Raw genomic sequence first — 17,858 nt, forward strand, 5'->3', positions numbered from 1 at the left:
CCTCCCCCACCCGCGCCGACCGGAATCCCACCATGCCACGGCGAAGCCCGCCCCGGGACCGCGGCGGGCTTCTTCATCAACTTGGCGGGCACTCGGCGTGGACGCGTGGGCCCGGCCTGGCGAATCCGCCCCGGCCGGAGCCCATGCTGCCCGCAGGCGCGGCCCGGGGCTCAGCCCAGCCGGTGCATCCAGCCGTGCTTGTCCCCGGCCGTCCCCCGCTGGATGTCCAACAGGGCCTGTCGCAGGCGCAGCGTGGCCTCGCCGGGCTCGCCCCCGGAGTGCTGCCACTCGCCGCCGTCGCGCTTGACCGTGCCGACCGGGGTGATGACGGCGGCCGTGCCGCAGGCGAAGACCTCGGTGAGGGTGCCGTTCTCGGTGTCGCGCTGCCACTGGTCGACGGAGACGCGGCCCTCCTCGGCCTCGTAGCCGAGGTCACGGGCGACGGTGAGCAGGCTGTCGCGGGTGACGCCCTCCAGGATGGAGCCTGTCAGAGACGGCGTGACGATGCGGTCGCCGTACACGAAGTACAGGTTCATGCCGCCGAGTTCCTCGACCCACTTGTGCTCGACCGCGTCGAGGTAGCAGACCTGGTCGCAGCCCTTGGCGGCGGCCTCGGCCTGGGCGAGGAGGGACGCGGCGTAGTTGCCGCCGGTCTTGGCGTCGCCCATCCCGCCGGGGACGGCGCGGACCCGGTCTTCGGAGACCCAGATGGAGACCGGCTTGACGCCGCCGGGGAAGTAGGCGCCGGCCGGGGAGGCGATGACCAGGAAGAGGTACTCGTTGGCGGGCTTCACGCCGAGGCCGACCTCGGTGGCGATCATGAACGGGCGCAGGTAGAGGGACTCCTCGCCGCCGTGCGCCGGGACCCACGCCTTGTCCTGCCGGACCAGCACGTCACAGGCCTCGATGAACGTCTCGACCGGCAGCTCGGGCATCGCGAGCCGGCGGGCGGAGCGCTGGAAGCGCAGGGCGTTCTGGTCCGGGCGGAAGGTGGCGACCGAGCCGTCGGGCTGGCGGTAGGCCTTGAGGCCCTCGAAGATCTCCTGCGCGTAGTGCAGGACGGTCGTGGCGGGGTCGAGGGAGATCGGCGCGTACGGGACGAGCTGTCCGTCGTGCCAGCCGCGGCCCTCGGTCCACTTGATGGTGACCATGTGGTCGGTGAAGTGGCGGCCGAAGCCGGGGTTGGCGAGGATCGCCTCGCGCTCCGCATCGGAGAGCGGGTTGGCGGAGGGCTTGAGCTCGATCGTGGGCGTCGTCATGAGTGGTTGTCCTTCACCGGTTGTAGTGACGGGCCGCGCTCACGCCCCGTACTGCCAGTGGCCAGTGCTAGGACGTCCGAGCATTCCCTCATTCCGCGGCTCCGCGTTCGATTATCGCGCGCGGGTTGCCGATGGGGGTCCCCCTGCTCGAGCGAAGCCGAGAGCTGGGGGAGAACAACGGCGTGAAATGCGGCCCAGGGTTGATGGTCGCACCCGGCAGGGACAGAGAAAAGCCGCCGGGTGCGGATTGCGACCCGGCGGCCTTCGAAAGATCTGCGTGATCTGCGTGATCTGCGTGATCTGCGTGATCTGCTGGATCTGCGAGATTTCGAGTGGCGCGGGTCAGTCGGCTACTCGTACGGCGAGCGCGTCGCCGATCTCGGAGGTGCTGCGGGCCGGCTTGCCGACGCGGTCCGCCAGGTCGGCGGAGACCGCGTCCTCGATCCGGGTCGCCTCGGACTCGTGGCCGAGGTGGCGCAGCAGCAGGGCGACGGACAGGACCGTGGCGGTGGGGTCGGCCTTGCCCTGGCCGGCGATGTCGGGCGCCGATCCGTGCACGGGCTCGAACATCGAGGGGAACTCGCCGGAGGGGTTGATGTTCCCGCTCGCGGCGACGCCGATGCCGCCGGAGACGGCCGCGGCGAGGTCGGTGATGATGTCGCCGAAGAGGTTGTCGGTGACGATGACGTCGAAGCGCTCGGGCTGGGTGACCAGGTAGATGGTGGCCGCGTCGACGTGGATGTACTCGGTGGTGACCTCGGGGTACTCCTCGGCCACCTTGTTGAAGATGTTCGTCCACAGGTGGCCCGCGAAGGTGAGCACGTTGTTCTTGTGGACCAGCGTGAGCTTCTTGCGGGGGCGGGCCTGGGCGCGGGCGAAGGCGTCGCGGACGACGCGCTCGACGCCGTAGGCCGTGTTGACGGACACCTCGGTGGCGACCTCGTGCGGGGTGCCCTTGCGGATGGTGCCGCCGTTGCCGGTGTACGGACCCTCGGTTCCCTCGCGGACCACGACGAAGTCGATCTCCGGCTGGCCGGCGAGCGGGGTGGCGACGCCGGGGAGCAGCTTCGACGGACGCAGGTTGACGTGGTGGTCGAAGGCGAAGCGGAGCTTGAGCAGGAAGCCGCGCTCCAGGACGCCGGAGGGGACGCTCGGGTCGCCGATCGCGCCCAGCAGGATGGCGTCGTGCTTCTTGAGGTCGTCGAGGTCGGCGTCGGTGAGGGTCTCACCGGTGGCGTGGTAGCGCTGGGCGCCGAAGTCGTACTCCTCGGTCTCCAGCTTCACATCCTGCGGGAGGACGGCGGAGAGGACCTTCAGGCCTTCGGCCACGACCTCCTGGCCGATGCCGTCACCGGGGATCACTGCGAGATTGATGCTGCGAGACATACGGACACCGTACTCCTCGTCCCATGGAATGACACAGAGCGTCCGCGATACGGACACCCCGGCGGGCGGCGGCATCATCGTGTCGCCGTCCGTTCACCCGTACGTATGACGGGTGTTGGGGTGTGCTGGGAAGTTCACCCGCATGGAGACCCCTGATGTCGGCATTCCGCCGCAGCTCGCCCGCCGGATGAGCATGGCAGAGCAGTACGAGTACCTGCACACCAGGCTGGTCCGGCGCCGCACCCTGGTGACGGCGGGCGCGGTGGCGGGCGGACTGCTGACCGGCTGTTCGGGGGCGGGGTCGACGCGGACGACACCGAGCCCGACCGCCTCTCGCGCACCGGGTGCCGCCGTCGCCCCCTTCGGCCGGCATCTCGCGTTCGGCGCCGACCCCAAGAGCCAGATGCGGATCTCCTGGCAGGTGCCCGCCGCGGTGCGCAGGCCGTACGTCCGGATCGGTGTCCGCCCCGACGACCTGGGCCGCAGGATCGAGGCCGAGGTGCGCGACCTGCACACGCCTCAGGTGCAGGGCGTGCGCGCGGCGGTCGAGCAGTACTACGTGCATGCCGCCCTGGACGACCTCCTCCCCGGCACGACGTACTACTACGGCGTCGGCCACGACGGCTTCGACCCTGCCTCGCCCGAACACCGTTCCACCATCGGCTCGTTCCGCACGGCACCGGCGAAGGCGCGGTCGTTCGTCTTCACCGCCTTCGGCGACCAGTGCGTCGGCGAGGCCGCGGCCCTCAACGACAAGCTGCTGCTGCGCCAGAAGCCCGCCTTCCACCTCCACGCCGGCGACATCTGCTACGCCAACCCCACCGGCCGGGGCAAGGACTCGGACGCGTACGTCCCCACGCACTGGGACCTGTTCATGAGGCAGACCGAGCCGGTGGCGAAGTCGGTGCCGTGGATGGTGACGACCGGCAACCACGACATGGAGGCCTGGTACTCCCCCGACGGCTACGGCGGCCAACTCGCCCGCTTCTCCCTGCCGGACAACGGCTTCGACCCGCGCAGGGCGCCCGGCGTGTACGCGTTCACCTACGGCAACGTCGGTGTCGTGGCGCTGGACGCGAACGACGTGTCGTACGAGATCCCCGCCAACCTGGGCCACACGGACGGCCGGCAGACCGAGTGGCTGGACAGGAAGCTCGGCGAGCTGCGCAAGGCCGTGGACTTCGTGGTCGTCTTCTTCCACCACTGTGCGTACTCCACGTCCTCGCACGCCTCCGACGGAGGAGTGCGCGCGGAGTGGGTGCCGCTGTTCACCAGGCACGAGGTGGATCTGGTGATCAACGGGCACAACCACGTCTACGAGCGGACCGACGCGGTCAGGGACGGCCGGGTGGGCAAGCCGGTGCCGATCGGCGCGTCGACGGATCCGAGGCGGGACGGGATCGTGTACGTCACGGCGGGCGGCGGTGGCAAGGACCTGTACGGCTTTCCGGCGGGTGTGAGGGAGAGTTACGAGGGCCGGGTCGCCGACGAGGACTCCGTGACCACCTTCCAGTGGACCAGGTCGCGGCTCGCGAAGGCGGAGACGGTGGAGTGGTCGCGGGTGCGGTATCGGGGCTTCTCGTTCCTCTCCGTGGAGGCGGAGGCGGGTACGGCCCCGAGGCTGAAGGTGTCGGCGCTCGCGTCGAGCGGTGAGCGCATCGACTATTTCGAGGTGCGGCGCGGAGGGTAGCGGTCCGCGCCGCACCCCGGCGGGTGCGGCTCCCGGTCTGTGGGGCCGGCCCTTCAGTGGCCGGTCTCGCCGCCGTTGTCGCGGCGGTCGAGGGCGCGCTGGAGGGCGGCGGCGGCGTTCTTGCGGTCGGACTCGCTCATACGGGAGGCGTGGCGGACTCGGCGGCGGACGGTCGTCTCGGCCATGGGAAATCGACTCCTTCGAGAATCCTGGAGTGCGGCAGGGGTCTACGAGACGCCGGGTGGGGCGGGGAGCGGTGCCGCAGGGGTTGCCTGCACGGGGCCCGGCTCACGACCGCCATTCGCTGGATCGAGCGAGACGTTCGGCTCCTACAAAGCTAAGCGAGGACGGAGCGTCTGTCTCCACAATTACTTGGGCTTCCTACTATCTGAGACGGTGGAGTACGTCACACGGCCATGAGCTGGGCTTTCCCACCATTCGCGGTCAGAGCACATCACCGTCCCGCCAGTCGAACAGCAGCTCGTGCGCGGGGTCGAGCGGGCCCGCGAGCGCCGGGCGTACGTACGTGCTCCCCTCCTCGTCGGGGAGGTGGGCGACGCCGTCCGGGCCGAGCGCGCAGATCCGTCCGCCCCAGACCTGCCAGCCGCGGGCCTCGTAGAGCCGGGCACCCTCGTCGCTCGCCGAGAGCGCACCGAGGTCGTAGGCACGGTCGACGATCCGCTCCAGCTCGGCCATCACCCGACTGGCGAGGCCGGTACGGCGGACATCGGGCCGTACGCCGACGTTCTCCACGTACCCGACCCGCAGCCATCGGTCCCGGTGCCGTACGCGCCGCATGATCACCGCGCCATGCGCGGCGAGGCCGGCGTCGTCGTGGACGAGGGCGTGCATGCCGCCGAGGCCGTGCTCCCAGTCGTCGTCGGTGAAGTCACCGTCGAAGGCGGCGTCGAGGAGGGCGCGGGCGGCACGGAGGTCGGCGGGGGTGAGGTCGGCGGTGTGGGCGGTGTGGGCGATCACCGGGCCAGTATCACCGCGAAATTCGGCACTGCGTGGTGTACCGCCGTCAGGCGGGCCGTTCACAGCACGTCCGCCACCGCTCCCCGGAAGCCCTGCGGATCCTCCGCCCACGGCAGGTGCCCGGCATCCGGCAGTACCACCCGGCGCACGCGCGGCAGTGCCCGTTCCAGTGAGTCCACGGCCGAGCGTGGGCGGATGTCGTGGGCGCCGTCGAGGATGAGGACGGGCAGGTCGAGCTCCCGGCAGGCGGCGTGCAGCTCCGCGGTGCCCCAGGTGCGTTTGCGTTCGGCGTTGAGGGCCTTGTCGCACTCGGTGTTGACGCCGAACCAGGGATCGGCCGTCCGGCGGGCGTGCTCCAGGTCCCGTGCACGGTCCGCGAACTCGGCGGACCACTGCAGCACGGCCCGTTCCCGGTCCTCCGCTTCGGTCAGTTGCGGACGGTCCGTCAACTCCTGCCCGCGGGCGAGGCGTTCGGGCCGCTCGCCGAGCCGGGCGCGGAAGTTCGCCTTGTACGCCGGGTGCCAGTCGGCGTCCGGGTCGATCCCCGTGCCGGCGACGCACACCAGCGCGCTGACCCGCTCCGGGTGGGCGAGGGCATAGCTGAGCGCCAGTTGAGCGCCCCAGGAGTGGCCGAGCAGGGCCATGCGCCTCAGGCCGAAGTGGCGTCGTACGGCGTCCAGATCCGCCACGAAGCGGTCGGTCGTCCACGGGCCTGCGCACCGCTGCGAGCGCCCGCAGCCACGCTGGTCCCAGCGGACGGATGTGGCCAGGTCCCCGAGCTGCTCCGCCACGTCCTCGAACATGTCCCACAGGCCGGGTCCGCCGTGACACAGCACCAGCGGGGTGCCCGTGCCCGAGCGGCTCGCCCACAGCCGTACGCCGTCGTCGGTGGTGACGGTCCGCGTCCACGTCATGGACGCCAGTCCGCATGGAAACCGCCCCCGTTCCGGAGGGGGGTTCCGGAGCGGGGGCGGAGTTCACGGTGCCGCGTGGGTGTCAGCCCATGTGCGGGTAGGTGTAGTCGGTCGGCGGGACCAGCGTCTCCTTGATGGCGCGGGTCAGGGTCCAGCGCATCAGGTTCTGCGGGGCACCGGCCTTGTCGTTGGTGCCGGACGCGCGGCCGCCGCCGAAGGGCTGCTGGCCGACGACGGCGCCGGTCGACTTGTCGTTGATGTAGAAGTTGCCGGCCGCGTAGCGGAGCTTGTCCATCGTGTACGCCGCCGCCGCGCGGTCGCCCGCGACGACCGAACCGGTCAGGGCGTAGTCGGACACCGACTCCATCTGGGTCAGCATCTCCTCGTACTTGTCGTCCTCGTAGACGTGCACGGCGAGGATCGGGCCGAAGTACTCGGTGGTGAAGACCTCGTTCTCCGGGTCGGTGCACTCGATGACCGTCGGGCGGACGAAGTAGCCGACCGAGTCGTCGTACGAGCCGCCCGCGACGATCGTGCAGGCCGGGTCCGACTTGGCGCGGTCGATCGCGGTCTTGTTCTTGGCGAAGGCGCGCTCGTCGATGACGGCGCCCATGAAGTTGGCGAGGTCGGTGACATCACCCATGGTGAGGTAGTCGACCTCGGCGGCGAACTCCTCCTTGAAGCCGGAGTTCCAGATCGACGCCGGGATGTACGCCCGGGAGGTGGCGGAGCACTTCTGGCCCTGGTACTCGAAGGCACCGCGGGTCAGCGCCGTCTTGAGGACGGCGCGGTCGGCGCTCGGGTGGGCGACGAGGAAGTCCTTGCCGCCGGTCTCGCCGACGATGCGCGGGTAGGAGCGGTACTTCTCGATGTTGGCACCGACCGTCTTCCACAGGTACTGGAAGGTCTTGGTCGAGCCCGTGAAGTGGATGCCGGCGAGGTCGCGGTGCTCGAGCGCGACCTTGGAGACCTCGATGCCGTCGCCGGTGACGAGGTTGATCACGCCCTTGGGCAGACCGGCCTCCTCCAGCAGCTGCATCAGCAGCACGGCGGCGTGGGTCTGGGTCGGGGACGGCTTCCACACGACGACGTTGCCCATGAGAGCCGGGGCCGTCGGCAGGTTGCCCGCGATCGCCGAGAAGTTGAACGGCGTGATCGCGTAGACGAAGCCCTCCAGCGGGCGGTGGTCGAGCCGGTTCCACACGCCCGGCGAGTTGGCCGGGGGCTGCTCGGCCAGGATCTGGCGGGCGTAGGCGACATTGAAGCGCCAGAAGTCGATCAGCTCGCAGGGAGTGTCGATCTCGGCCTGCTGGGCGGTCTTGGACTGGCCCAGCATGGTGGAGGCGGCCAGCGTCTCGCGCCACGGGCCGGCCAGCAGCTCGGCCGCACGCAGGATGATCGCGGCGCGGTCGTCGAAGGACATCGCACGCCAGGCCGGCGCGGCGGCGAGGGCCGCGTCGATGGCGTCCTGCGCGTCCTGCTGGGTGGCGTTGCGGTACGTGCCGAGGACGGCCTTGTGGTTGTGCGGCTGGACGACCTGGAAGGCCTCACCGCCGCCCATCCGCTTCTCACCGCCGATGGTGCAGGGCAGGTCGACCGGGTTCTCGGCCAGCTCCTTGAGCTTGACCTCCAGCCGGGCACGCTCGGGCGAGCCGGGGGCGTAGCCGTGCACCGGCTCGTTGACGGGGGTGGGGACCTGGGTCACAGCGTCCATGGGTTACCTCTTCCGAGTGATTCCCGGGCTTCAGCCGGGGGGAGCTGAAGCGGTTACGTATGGTGAGCAGCGGTCAGGGCTTGACCGTCACGAACTCGCCTCGGCGGGCTCGTGAGAAGCCCCCTCGGGGGCGGAGTCACGGGTTCCGTAACTCCTTTCCGCGGAACCGGGTCCGGCTCAGCCGGCCGCGGGGCGGCGGCTGTCGGCTTCCGAACACTTCTCGGCGGCCGACAGTCGCGGCTCATCCAGCGCATCACCCCTTGCTGATCATCGAGCGGACGAAGAACCGCAGGTTGGCGGGCTTCTCCGCGAGGCGCCGCATGAAGTAGCCGTACCAGTCGGTGCCGTAAGCCGTGTAGACCCGCATGCGGTGTCCCTCGGCGGCCAGCCGCAGGTGCTCCTCGCTGCGGATGCCGTACAGCATCTGGAACTCGTACTCGTCGAGCTTGCGCCCGGCCTGCCGGGCGAGCTCCTGGGCGATGGAGATCAGGCGCGGGTCGTGGGACCCGATCATCGGGTACCCCTCTCCCTCCATCAGCGTGCGCAGGACACGGACGTACGCCTTGTCGATCTCGTGCTTCTGCTGGTAGGCGACCTCGGCGGGCTCCTTGTAGGCGCCCTTCACGAGGCGGACGCGGCTGCCGTTCGCGGCGAGGCGGCGGGCGTCGGCCTCGGTGCGGAAGAGGTAGGCCTGGATGACGCAGCCGGTCTGCGGGAAGTCCCGGCGCAGCTCCTCGTGGATGGCGAACATCGAGTCGAGGGTGGTGTGGTCCTCCGCGTCCAGGGTGACCGTGGTGCCGATCTCGGCGGCGGCCTCGACGACCGGGCGGACGTTGGCGAGGGCCAGCTCGTGGCCGCCCTCCAGCGCCTGGCCGAACATCGACAGCTTCACCGACATCTCGACCTTCTCGCCGAGCTCCAGCGGCTTGAGCCGGTCGACCAGCTCCAGGTAGGCGTCGCGTGCGGCGGCGGCCTGTTCGCGGGTGGTGATGTCCTCGCCGACGACGTCCATGGTCAGCTCGAGGCCCTTGGCGCTGAGGTCCTGAACGATCGGGATGACGTCGTCCACCGTCTCGCCGGCGATGAAGCGGTCGACGACCTGTTTCGTCACCGGGGCCGCCGAGATCAGGCGTCGCATCCGGTCGCTGCGCGACGCGGCGAGAATCACGGGACCCAGCACGGGGCACCTCCAGGAAACAACCAACACAAGGCCGATACCCGACCATTCGGGTACGGCACGGAGAACCACCGTGAAACCTAAGGATCCCTCCGATCGTCGGCCATCGACAGCTGTCACGCATCCGTGCCACAGATCTCAGACAGATGTATGAAGGCTGCCGGGAAATGCGGCAGAATGCCCGGGTGACGTCGGGTTACGAGGGTGACTACCAGGAGCTGGTCGACGAGATCTCCGAGCTCCTGGGCGCCCCCGCGACGCTGGAGAACCGCGACTTCGAGCTGATCGCCTTCGGTGCCTACGACAGCGAGGGCGACCTCGACGCGTCGGCCCTGGACCCGGTGCGCGCCCGCTCGATCCTGACCCGGCGCTCCACGGCGGCCGTCCGGACGTGGTTCGAGGGTTTCGGCATCACCCGGGCCACGGGACCGGTCCGTATCCCGCCCACCCCGGAGGCCGGGGTGTACCGGGGGCGGATCTGTCTGCCGGTACGCCATCGGGGTGTGGTGGTCGGATACGTGTGGCTGCTGGAGGACGAGCCCGGGCCGACCGAGCAGCAGCTGGCGGCCGCGATGGCGGTGACCGGACGGATCGGGGCACTGCTCGCCGACGAGGCGCAGCACGGCGCCGACCTCACCCGGGAGCTGCGGGCGGCACTGACCGCCGAGCGCGGCTGGCAGCGGGACATGGCGGTGGCCGCCCTGCGCACCGCGCTGGGTCCGCGCGGCGAGGGCCCGCACGCCGTGCTGTGTGTGACGCCGTGGCCGTCGGCCGACCCGGACGACGCGCCGTCGGCCCGTGCGGTGCCGCACACGACGGCCCTGTGCACGGTCCCGTGGGGGACGACGGCGCAGAGCCTGGCGGTGCTGGTGCGGCTGCGCTCGACGGACGTCCGCAGCCCGGCGCTGACAGCGGCGTCCCGGCTGCTCAGGGAGGGGGCACGGGCAGGCGTCGGTGAGCCGCTCAGCGGCCTCGCCGAGCTGGGCACCGCCTGGCAGCAGGCCTCGGCCGCGGCGCGCGCCGCGCTGGCCGAGCCTCGCCTGGGCCCGGTCGCCGAGTGGTCCGGCATCGGCCCGTACCGCCTGCTGACCGCCCTCCCCCCGGAGGCGGTCCACGACCCCGCGGTGACCCCGCTCCTCTCCCCCGCCCACCGTGAACTGGCCCGCACCGCCGAGGTCTTCCTGAACTGCGCGGGCCAGGCCGGCCGCGCCGCCGCCGAGTTGGGCATCCACCGCCAGACGCTGTACTACCGCCTGTCCCGCGTCGAGCAGTTGACCGGCCTGGACCTGGACGACGGCGAGGACCGGCTGTTGCTGCACATGACGTTGAAGGCGGCACACCTCTGAGGGATCCGGTCCGCCAGGGCGGCATGATCGACCCCCACTTATGAAAACGATTGTCATCATGCTACGGTCGTCGCGCTCAACCATTGACCAGCCCTTTGCCCGGAGTGTCCCGTGCGCGTCCCCGCTCGCTTCCTCCCCCTCCCCGCGGCCGTCGCGGCCTCCGTCCTGCTCACTGGATGCTTCTCGTCGACCGGTTCCGGCGATGCCGACGCCGACGGCAAGCGGATCCGCGTAGCAATGCTGCAGCCGCCCCGCTCGGGCCTGTCCCCGCTCTCCGACGACGCCTTCAAGCTCTCGCGCTGGTCCACCGCCGAGACCCTGGTGAAGCTGGACGCGGAGGGCAACGCGCAGCCCGCCCTCGCCACCGAGTGGACGCAGTCCGGGAAGAGCTGGACCTTCACCCTCCGCGACGGCGTCACCTTCCACGACGGCACCGAGTTCACGGCCGAGGCCGTCGTCAACTCCCTCACCAAGGCCGCCACCGCCTCCCCCAAGCCCCGCATCCTCGACGGCGTGGAGCTGACCGCGAAGGCCGACGGGAACAAGGTCACCGTCACAACTGCCACCGAGGACCCGCTGGTCCCGCAGCGGCTCAGCTCCCCCCAGCTGTCGATCCTGGCGGCCAAGGCCTACAAGGGCAGGACGGTCGATCCCGTCGGCGCCGGCACGGGCCCCTTCGAGCTGACGAAGGTCAACGGCACCTCCTCGGCCGCCCTCGACCGCTACGACGACTACTGGGGCGAGAAGGCCAAGGCCCCCGGCATCGACGTGAAGTTCGTGCCCGACGGCACCGCCCGTGCCGCCGCCCTGCGCAGCGGCGAGGCCGACATCGTGGAGGCGATACCGGTGTCGCAGGCCGCGGTGCTGGACCAGGACCTCGTCACCGAGGTCCCGATGCCGCGCACCAACACCCTGTACCTCAACACCGAGAAGGGCGCCTTCAAGGACGTCTCACTGCGTGCCGCCGCCCGCGAGGCGATCGACGCCGAGTCGATCGTGAAGGGCGTGTACGAGGGTCGCGCCGATGTCGCCGAGGGACTGCTCGGGCCCGCCCTCCCCTGGGCCACCGAACTGCGCTCGCCGGTCAAGCGCGCCGACGCCGGTGAGCCGAACGGCCAGGCCATCACCATCGGTACGTACACCGACCGTTCCGAGATGCCCGAGATTGCGGCGGCGCTGCAGCAGCAGCTCCAGAAGGCCGGGTTCAAGGTGAAGCTCGACGTCCGCGAGTACGCGAACATCGAATCCGACGTGCTCGCGGGCGAGTTCGACGCGTTCGTCCTCTCCCGGGCCACCGTCCTCGACTCGGGAGACCCGGCCGCGTACCTCTACAGCGACTTCGCCTCGGACGGCACCTTCAACCTCTCGCAGTTCGCCGACAAGGAGGTCGACAAGGCCCTGAAGAAGGCCTCCGACACCAAGGTCGGCGACGCCCGCCGCAAGGCGATCATGGAGGCCGAGGCCGCCGTGCTCGCCGCGGACGCGGCAGTGCCCATGCTGCACGAGCGCGTGATCCAGGGCGACGCCGACGGTGTCGTCGGCGCCGCCCACGATCCGCGCGAGCGTGAGCTCGTCACGGCGGACACCTACGTCAATTGAACCCTCCCCCGGCCCGAAGCTGGGGGATTCCTGGCTCACGCCGCTCAGCCGCTCAACGAGCGATCAAGTCTTACGCGATCGACACCAGCCGGGTTGGAACCAGCCCGGTCACATCAACATCAAGGATCCAGCGCATGTCTGGCTCTCGCAACACTCTGAACGACGATCACCCGATCGAGTGGACGGTCAGCGCGGCAGGGCTGACGCGCGCCCTCTCCCTCGTCGCCGTCGTCGCCGCCGTCGGCCTGCTGCCCTGGCTCTCCCACCGGGACCCGGCGCTCACCGTGCTGCGCGCCCGGTCGGCCGAGCAGGAGGCGACCGAGGAGGCCCTGGCCGCGATCCGCGAGGACCTCGGCCTGGACGCCGGGCCTCTGTCACTGCTGGGCAGTTGGGCCACCGGACTGCTGCGCGGGGACTTCGGCACCTCCTGGGTGTCGGGTACGGACGTCCTGCCGTCCGTGGTCGCGGGGCTCCAGGTCTCGCTGGGCCTGATGGGCGCGGCGCTCGGCGTGGCGGTGCTGCTGGGTGCCGCGCTGGTGGCGCCCGTACTGGTGCGGGGGCGCGCCTCGGCCGGGGCGTTCGCCGCGATGCTCGCCGCCGTGCCCGAGTTCCTGCTGGCCACCGTGGCGCTGCTGGTGTGCGGGGTGTGGCTCGGGTGGCTGCCGACGTCCGGCTGGGCGGGCCCCGAGTACCTGGTGCTGCCCGCGATCGCCCTGGGCGTTCCGGCGGGCGGACTGCTCGGGCGGTTGGTCGCGGACGCGCTGCCCGCCGTGCTCGACGAGCGGTGGGTGGAGCTGTGGCGGGGTGCGGGGGTCAGCCGGGCGCGGATCTCGGCCGCGGCGCTGCGGCGCGTACTGCCGCCGCTGGTCCCGCAGTTCGGGATGGCGGCCGTCGGCCTGACCGGCGGCGCGGTGGCCGTGGAGATGGTGTTCGCGGTGCCTGGCATCGGGCGTACGGCGCTCGGCGCGGCCAAGTCCCAGGATCTGCCGCTGCTCCAGGGCTCGGTTCTCGCCCTGCTCCTCCTCGGCCTGGTCGCGGGCGCGGTGGCCGCGCTGCTGCGGCGCCGTCTGCTGGGTCCCGCCCTGCGGGACGCCGGGCTGACGGTGCCCCCGGCCCGCCCGGTCCGTGCGCACCCGGCGATACCGGTGACGCTCGCGGCCGTGCTGCTGCTCACCATCGGCTGGGGCCTGCTGCGCGACCCGTACACGGTGGACACGACCGCCCGCCTCGCCGCCCCTTCCTGGGCGCACCCGCTCGGCACCGACGCCCTCGGCCGCGACGTGCTCGCCCGGCTCGGTCACGGCGCCGCCTCGACGGTCGGTACATCCGCCGCCATCTGCCTGTTCGGCCTGCTGACGGCGCTCGCGCTGGGCTTCCTGCCCGGCATCGCGGCGGGCGCGGCGGACATCGCCAACGCCCTGCCCCCGGTGATCGTCGGCATCCTGGTCGCGGCGGCCGCTGGTCCCGGCACGGGCGGCGCGGCCCTCGCGGTCGCTCTGATCTCCTGGCCGGCGCTGTCCGCGCACGCGGCGGCGCTGGTGCAGGAGGTGCGGGCATCGGCGTTCCTGACCGCCCAACGCGCCATCGGCGCGACCCCGTTCTGGATCCTCACCCGCCACGTCCTGCCGTCCGTCGCCGGGCCCGTCGCCCGCCACGCGCTGCTGCGGCTGCCCGGCATCGCCCTCGCGCTGGCCTCCCTCGGCTTCCTGGGCCTGGGCGCCCAGCCGCCCACCCCCGAGTGGGGCCTGCTGCTCGACGAGTCCCGCGCCTACGTGGAACGCGCCCCGTGGGCCGCCCTCGCCCCGGCGGTGGCGCTGGCCCTGCTGGCGGCGCTGGCGGTGTCGGGAGCGGCGTACACGAACGGGCGCAGACGCGTCCGGAAAGCTGCCCCTGCCCCGAAGGAGGTGCCCGTTGCCGTCTGACGTGCTGCTCTCGGTGCGCGATCTGCGGATCGCCTTCGACGGTGTCGAGGCCGTACGCGGCCTGTCCTTCGACGTCCGCCCCCGCGAAGTACTCGCCGTGGTCGGCGAGTCCGGCGCGGGCAAGTCCCTGACCGCCCGGGCGCTGCTGGGAATGGTGCCGCGGGGCGCGACCGTCGGCGGGACCGTACGGCCGGACCTCTCGGCGGAGCGTGGCCGCCGTATCGCCCTGGTCCCGCAGGACGCCCTGTCCGCACTCTCCCCCGTGCACCCGGTGGGCGACCAACTCGCCGCCGCCGTACGGTCGGTGCAGCGCGTCTCCCGCAAGGAGGCCCGGGCCCGGGCGGTCGCCGCCCTTGACCGGGTGGGCATCCCGGACGCCGCCCGCACCGCGCGGGCGTATCCGCACGAGTACTCCGGCGGCATGCGGCAGCGGGCGGTCATCGCGATGGCGACGATCAACGAGCCCGATGTCGTCGTCGCCGACGAACCGACCACCGCGCTGGACCCGGAGCGCCAGGAGCAGGTACTGCGGGTGCTCGGCGAGCGGAGCGAGGCAGTCGGCGCCGCACTCGTCCTGGTCACGCACGACATGGACGTCGTACGGGACCACGCCGACCGGGTGCTGGTGATGTACGCCGGACGCGCGGTCGAAGTCGGCGGGGTGCAGGATGTGTTGTCCCGTCCCCGGGCCCCGTACACGGCGGGCCTGCTGGCCTCGCTCCCGCAGAACGCGCGCGGCCTGCGCCGCCTGCCCGCGCTCCCCGGCACCCCGCCCGCGCCGGGTGCGCTTCCGGCGGGCTGCGCGTTCGCCCCGCGCTGCCCGCTCGCCGCCGACCCCTGCCGGGACGAGGAGCCGGAGCCCCGCCCACTGGACGACCGGCTGGTGGCCTGCCACCGCGCGGACGACGTCCCGCATCCCGCGATCGACCTGTTCCAGGAGAAGCAGCCCGCATGAGCCCTCTGCTCGAGGTCCGCGAACTCGTCGTCTGCTACGGCGACTTCACCGCCGTCGACGGTGTCTCCTTCACCCTGGACGCGGGCGAGACCCTCGCCCTGAACGGCCCTTCCGGCTGCGGCAAGTCCTCGACGGCCATGGCCGTGCTCCAGCTGCGCCGCCCGGACACCGGCGAGGTCCGTTTCGAGGGACGGGAGTTGACGTCCCTGACCGAACGCGAGCTGCGCCCGCTGCGCCCCCGGATGCAGCCCGTTTTCCAGGACCCGTACGGCTCCCTCAGCCCCCGCCACCGCATCCGCGACGCCGTGGCGGAACCGCTGAAGGTCCAGGGCCGCTGGACCGCCACCGACGGTCCCGCCCAGGTCGCCGAACTGCTCGACCGGGTCGGCCTCGACCCCTCGTACGGCGACCGCCACCCGCACGAGCTGTCCGGCGGCCAGTGCCAGCGCGCCGGCATCGCCCGCGCCCTGGCCTTGGAGCCGCGCCTGCTGGTCCTCGACGAGCCGGTCTCCGCCCTGGACCCGTCCGTCCGCGCCGGTGTGCTGAACCTGCTCACCGACCTCCAGGACGACCTCGGTCTCGGCTACCTGTTCATCTGCCACGACCAGGCGGTCGTACGGCACTTCGCGGACCGGGTGCTGGAGATGCGGAACGGGCGGATCAGCTGCGCCTGACGCCCTCGATCACCTGGCGCAGCCCTTCCGTCAGCTGCTCCGCCTCGGGCGCGCTCTTCGGATCGAAGGTCCACTGCGCCATGAGGCCCATCATCAGGGTCAGGTAGAAGTAGCCGAGGGTGTCCACGGTCTCCTCCGAGAGGTCCTCCTCGCGCCCGCCGTGGAAGATCGTGACGATACCGCGCGCGCCCTCCCGCTGGGCTCGCGCCAGGTGCTCCCGCACTTCGGGCAGCTGGTCGCCCATGACCACGATCTCCATGCTGAGCCGCCACAGCGAGCCGGGGTCCCGCATGGTTCCGATGATGTTCGACCACACCTCGGCGAACCGCTCGAGCGAGCCGGGCTCACCTCGGAGCTCTCCCCCGGCGCCCACGAAGGCATCGGACATCCCTTCCACCATCTCGATGTACGCCTGCGCCAGCAGCGCGTCCTTCGAGCCGTAGTGGTAGCCGATCGACGCCAGGTTGGTCCCCGACTCCTTGACGATGTCACGCGCCGTTGTGCGCACGAAGCCCTTGGCGAGCAGGCAGCGCTTGGCGCCTTCGAGCAGATCCTCACGGTGTCCCATGCGACCAGCGTATCGCCGCCCTGTACATCCGTCTTAAACAAGCGTCATAGACAAGCGTTTAATACGCCCGTACAGTCAAGGCCATGACGACGAACCCGAACCCTCCGGCGCGCGCCGGCCGCCGTGAATGGACGGCCCTGGGCGTGCTGATGCTTCCGCTCCTGCTGGTCTCGATGGACGTCTCCGTCCTCTACTTCGCGATCCCCGCGATCAGCGCGGACCTGGAGCCCACCGGCACCCAGCAGCTGTGGATCTTCGACATCTACGGCTTCGTGCTGGCCGGCCTGCTGATGACGATGGGTTCGCTGGGCGACCGCATCGGCCGCCGCCGGCTCCTGCTGATCGGCGCGACCGCGTTCGGCGCCGCCTCACTGGTGGCGGCGTATGCCGGCAGCGCCGAGACCCTGATCGCTGCCCGCGCGGTCCTCGGTATCGGCGGCGCGACCCTGATGCCGTCGACGATGGCGCTGGTCCGCACGATGTTCACCGATCCCGCCCAGCGCGCGCAGGCGATCGGCCTGTGGTCGGGCGTGATGACGGCCGGTATCGCACTCGGCTCGGTGATGAGCGGCGTACTCGTCGAGCACTTCTGGTGGGGCTCGGTCTTCCTGGTCAACCTGCCCGCGATGCTGCTGCTCCTGATCCTCGGCCCGGTGCTGCTGCCGGAGTCGAGGAACCCCCGGCCCGGCCGGTTCGACCGGCTCAGCGTCCCACTGTCGATGGCGGCGGTGCTCCCCGTGATCTACGGCCTGAAGGAGATCGCGTCGGAGGGCTGGAACGTGCGCTACACGATGTCGGTGACGGTCGGCCTGCTCTTCGCCGCGCTGTTCGTCCACCGCCAGCGCACGACGCCGTCTCCGTTGATCTCTCCGGAGCTGTTCCGCAGCCGCGGCTTCAGCCCCGCCGTCGCCCTCAGCCTCGTCGCCGCGTTCGGCATGATGGGGTCGGCCTACTTCACCACCCAGTACATCCAGTCGGTCCTGGACAAGAGTCCCCTCGAGGCAGCGCTGTGGAGCCTGCTGCCGTCGGTGCCCATCGGCCTCGCGGCCCCGGTCAGCGCACAGCTCGTGCAGCGCGGCGTGCCCCGCGCGTATGTGGTGTCCGGAGGCTTCGCCGTCACCGCCTGCGGCTACGTGCTGCTGGCCCTGACCGGCACGGACTCCCTCTGGCTGCTGCTGGCCGCGTGCGGCGTCCTGGCCTGCGGTGTCGTCGCCGTCATGGCCCAGGTGACCGACCTGGCCATGGGCGCCGCCCCGGCGGAGAAGGCAGGTGCGGCCTCGTCCCTCATGGAGACCGGCACGGAGTTCGGCGGCGCGCTGAGCATGGCGTTCCTGGGCTCCATCGGCACGGCCGTCTACCGCCACGACATCCCGGCCTCGGCTCCTGATCCGGCCCGGGAGACGCTGGGCGGCGCGCTCGCCGTGGCCGAACAGCTGCCGGGGCGCACGGGTGACGCCCTGGCGACGGCGGCCCGGGAAGCATTCACCAACGGCATGCACGCGGCGGCGGTCGCGGGGGCGACGCTGCTGGTGGGGGCGGCGGCACTGGGGGCGGTCGTGCTGCGGCGGGTTCCGGACACGCGAAACGCCGGACAGGCTGACCAACTCAGCCCGTCCGGCGTTTGAGGACGAGGTCCGTTCACGGGGTCCGGGGCGGCAGCCCCCGGACGATGGCGA

At 71.4% G+C, this 17,858-nt stretch carries 15 protein-coding genes; 7 read left to right on the forward strand and 8 right to left on the reverse strand.

Going from position 1 to position 17,858, the window contains the following annotated elements; all coding sequences use genetic code 11:
- Positions 1-170 precede the first annotated feature (170 nt).
- Together ACKTSN_RS14345 and ACKTSN_RS14350 are read right to left on the reverse strand one after the other, a co-directional pair.
- Positions 171-1,259 (reverse strand): branched-chain amino acid aminotransferase, encoded by a 1,089-nt coding sequence (locus ACKTSN_RS14345; protein WP_409469481.1) that lies wholly within the window; start codon positions 1,257-1,259, stop codon positions 171-173.
- Between the two features lie 342 nt (positions 1,260-1,601).
- Complete coding sequence (locus tag ACKTSN_RS14350; protein WP_409469482.1) at positions 1,602-2,645, reverse strand: 3-isopropylmalate dehydrogenase; 1,044 nt, start codon at positions 2,643-2,645, stop codon at positions 1,602-1,604.
- Positions 2,646-2,787: 142 nt separating this feature from the next.
- On the opposite strand from ACKTSN_RS14350, the gene ACKTSN_RS14355 reads away from it, so the two are divergent.
- Entirely contained in the window at positions 2,788-4,335 is a 1,548-nt protein-coding gene (locus tag ACKTSN_RS14355) for a purple acid phosphatase family protein (RefSeq protein ID WP_409469483.1), read from the forward strand.
- Between the two features lie 53 nt (positions 4,336-4,388).
- On the opposite strand, the gene ACKTSN_RS14360 is transcribed toward ACKTSN_RS14355, so the two are convergent.
- From ACKTSN_RS14360 to ACKTSN_RS14380, 5 genes are all read right to left on the reverse strand, one after another.
- Complete coding sequence (locus ACKTSN_RS14360; RefSeq protein WP_129800410.1) at positions 4,389-4,520, reverse strand: hypothetical protein; 132 nt, start codon at positions 4,518-4,520, stop codon at positions 4,389-4,391.
- Between the two features lie 259 nt (positions 4,521-4,779).
- Positions 4,780-5,313: a GNAT family N-acetyltransferase gene (locus tag ACKTSN_RS14365; RefSeq protein ID WP_409469484.1), complete on the reverse strand. Its 534-nt coding sequence runs from the start codon at positions 5,311-5,313 to the stop codon at positions 4,780-4,782.
- A gap of 59 nt (positions 5,314-5,372) precedes the next feature.
- Entirely contained in the window at positions 5,373-6,227 is an 855-nt protein-coding gene (locus ACKTSN_RS14370) for an alpha/beta fold hydrolase (RefSeq protein WP_409469485.1), read from the reverse strand.
- 82 nt (positions 6,228-6,309) lie between these two features.
- Positions 6,310-7,941: an L-glutamate gamma-semialdehyde dehydrogenase gene (pruA, locus tag ACKTSN_RS14375; protein WP_409469486.1), complete on the reverse strand. Its 1,632-nt coding sequence runs from the start codon at positions 7,939-7,941 to the stop codon at positions 6,310-6,312.
- A 253-nt stretch (positions 7,942-8,194) separates the two neighbouring features.
- Complete coding sequence (locus ACKTSN_RS14380; RefSeq protein WP_409469487.1) at positions 8,195-9,121, reverse strand: proline dehydrogenase family protein; 927 nt, start codon at positions 9,119-9,121, stop codon at positions 8,195-8,197.
- Positions 9,122-9,285: 164 nt separating this feature from the next.
- On the opposite strand from ACKTSN_RS14380, the gene ACKTSN_RS14385 reads away from it, so the two are divergent.
- From ACKTSN_RS14385 to ACKTSN_RS14405, 5 genes are all read left to right on the forward strand, one after another.
- The gene (locus tag ACKTSN_RS14385) at positions 9,286-10,464 is read left to right on the forward strand and encodes a PucR family transcriptional regulator (protein WP_409469488.1); all 1,179 of its coding nucleotides are present in this window, start codon (positions 9,286-9,288) and stop codon (positions 10,462-10,464) included.
- 111 nt (positions 10,465-10,575) lie between these two features.
- Entirely contained in the window at positions 10,576-12,063 is a 1,488-nt protein-coding gene (locus ACKTSN_RS14390) for an ABC transporter substrate-binding protein (protein WP_409469489.1), read from the forward strand.
- 134 nt (positions 12,064-12,197) lie between these two features.
- Positions 12,198-13,985 carry an ABC transporter permease subunit gene (locus tag ACKTSN_RS14395; RefSeq protein ID WP_409469490.1) on the forward strand — a complete coding sequence of 596 codons (1,788 nt, stop codon included), beginning with the start codon at positions 12,198-12,200 and terminating at the stop codon, positions 13,983-13,985.
- The gene (locus ACKTSN_RS14400) at positions 13,975-14,940 is read left to right on the forward strand and encodes an ABC transporter ATP-binding protein (protein ID WP_409469491.1); all 966 of its coding nucleotides are present in this window, start codon (positions 13,975-13,977) and stop codon (positions 14,938-14,940) included. Before ACKTSN_RS14395 ends, ACKTSN_RS14400 begins: the two co-directional genes overlap by 11 nt.
- Entirely contained in the window at positions 14,937-15,614 is a 678-nt protein-coding gene (locus ACKTSN_RS14405; RefSeq protein ID WP_409469492.1) for an ATP-binding cassette domain-containing protein, read from the forward strand. Before ACKTSN_RS14400 ends, ACKTSN_RS14405 begins: the two co-directional genes overlap by 4 nt.
- On the opposite strand, the gene ACKTSN_RS14410 is transcribed toward ACKTSN_RS14405, so the two are convergent.
- Positions 15,601-16,182: a TetR/AcrR family transcriptional regulator gene (locus ACKTSN_RS14410; protein ID WP_409469493.1), complete on the reverse strand. Its 582-nt coding sequence runs from the start codon at positions 16,180-16,182 to the stop codon at positions 15,601-15,603. The two genes, ACKTSN_RS14405 and ACKTSN_RS14410, sit on opposite strands and share 14 nt — an antisense overlap.
- 83 nt (positions 16,183-16,265) lie before the next feature.
- Here ACKTSN_RS14410 and ACKTSN_RS14415 point away from each other — a divergent pair, with 83 nt between their 5' ends.
- Positions 16,266-17,807: an MFS transporter gene (locus ACKTSN_RS14415; protein WP_409469494.1), complete on the forward strand. Its 1,542-nt coding sequence runs from the start codon at positions 16,266-16,268 to the stop codon at positions 17,805-17,807.
- Positions 17,808-17,858 lie beyond the last annotated feature (51 nt).

It is taken from the genome of Streptomyces flavusporus, from assembly GCF_046267975.1.
In the GTDB taxonomy this organism is placed as follows: Bacteria; Actinomycetota; Actinomycetes; order Streptomycetales; family Streptomycetaceae; genus Streptomyces; species Streptomyces flavusporus.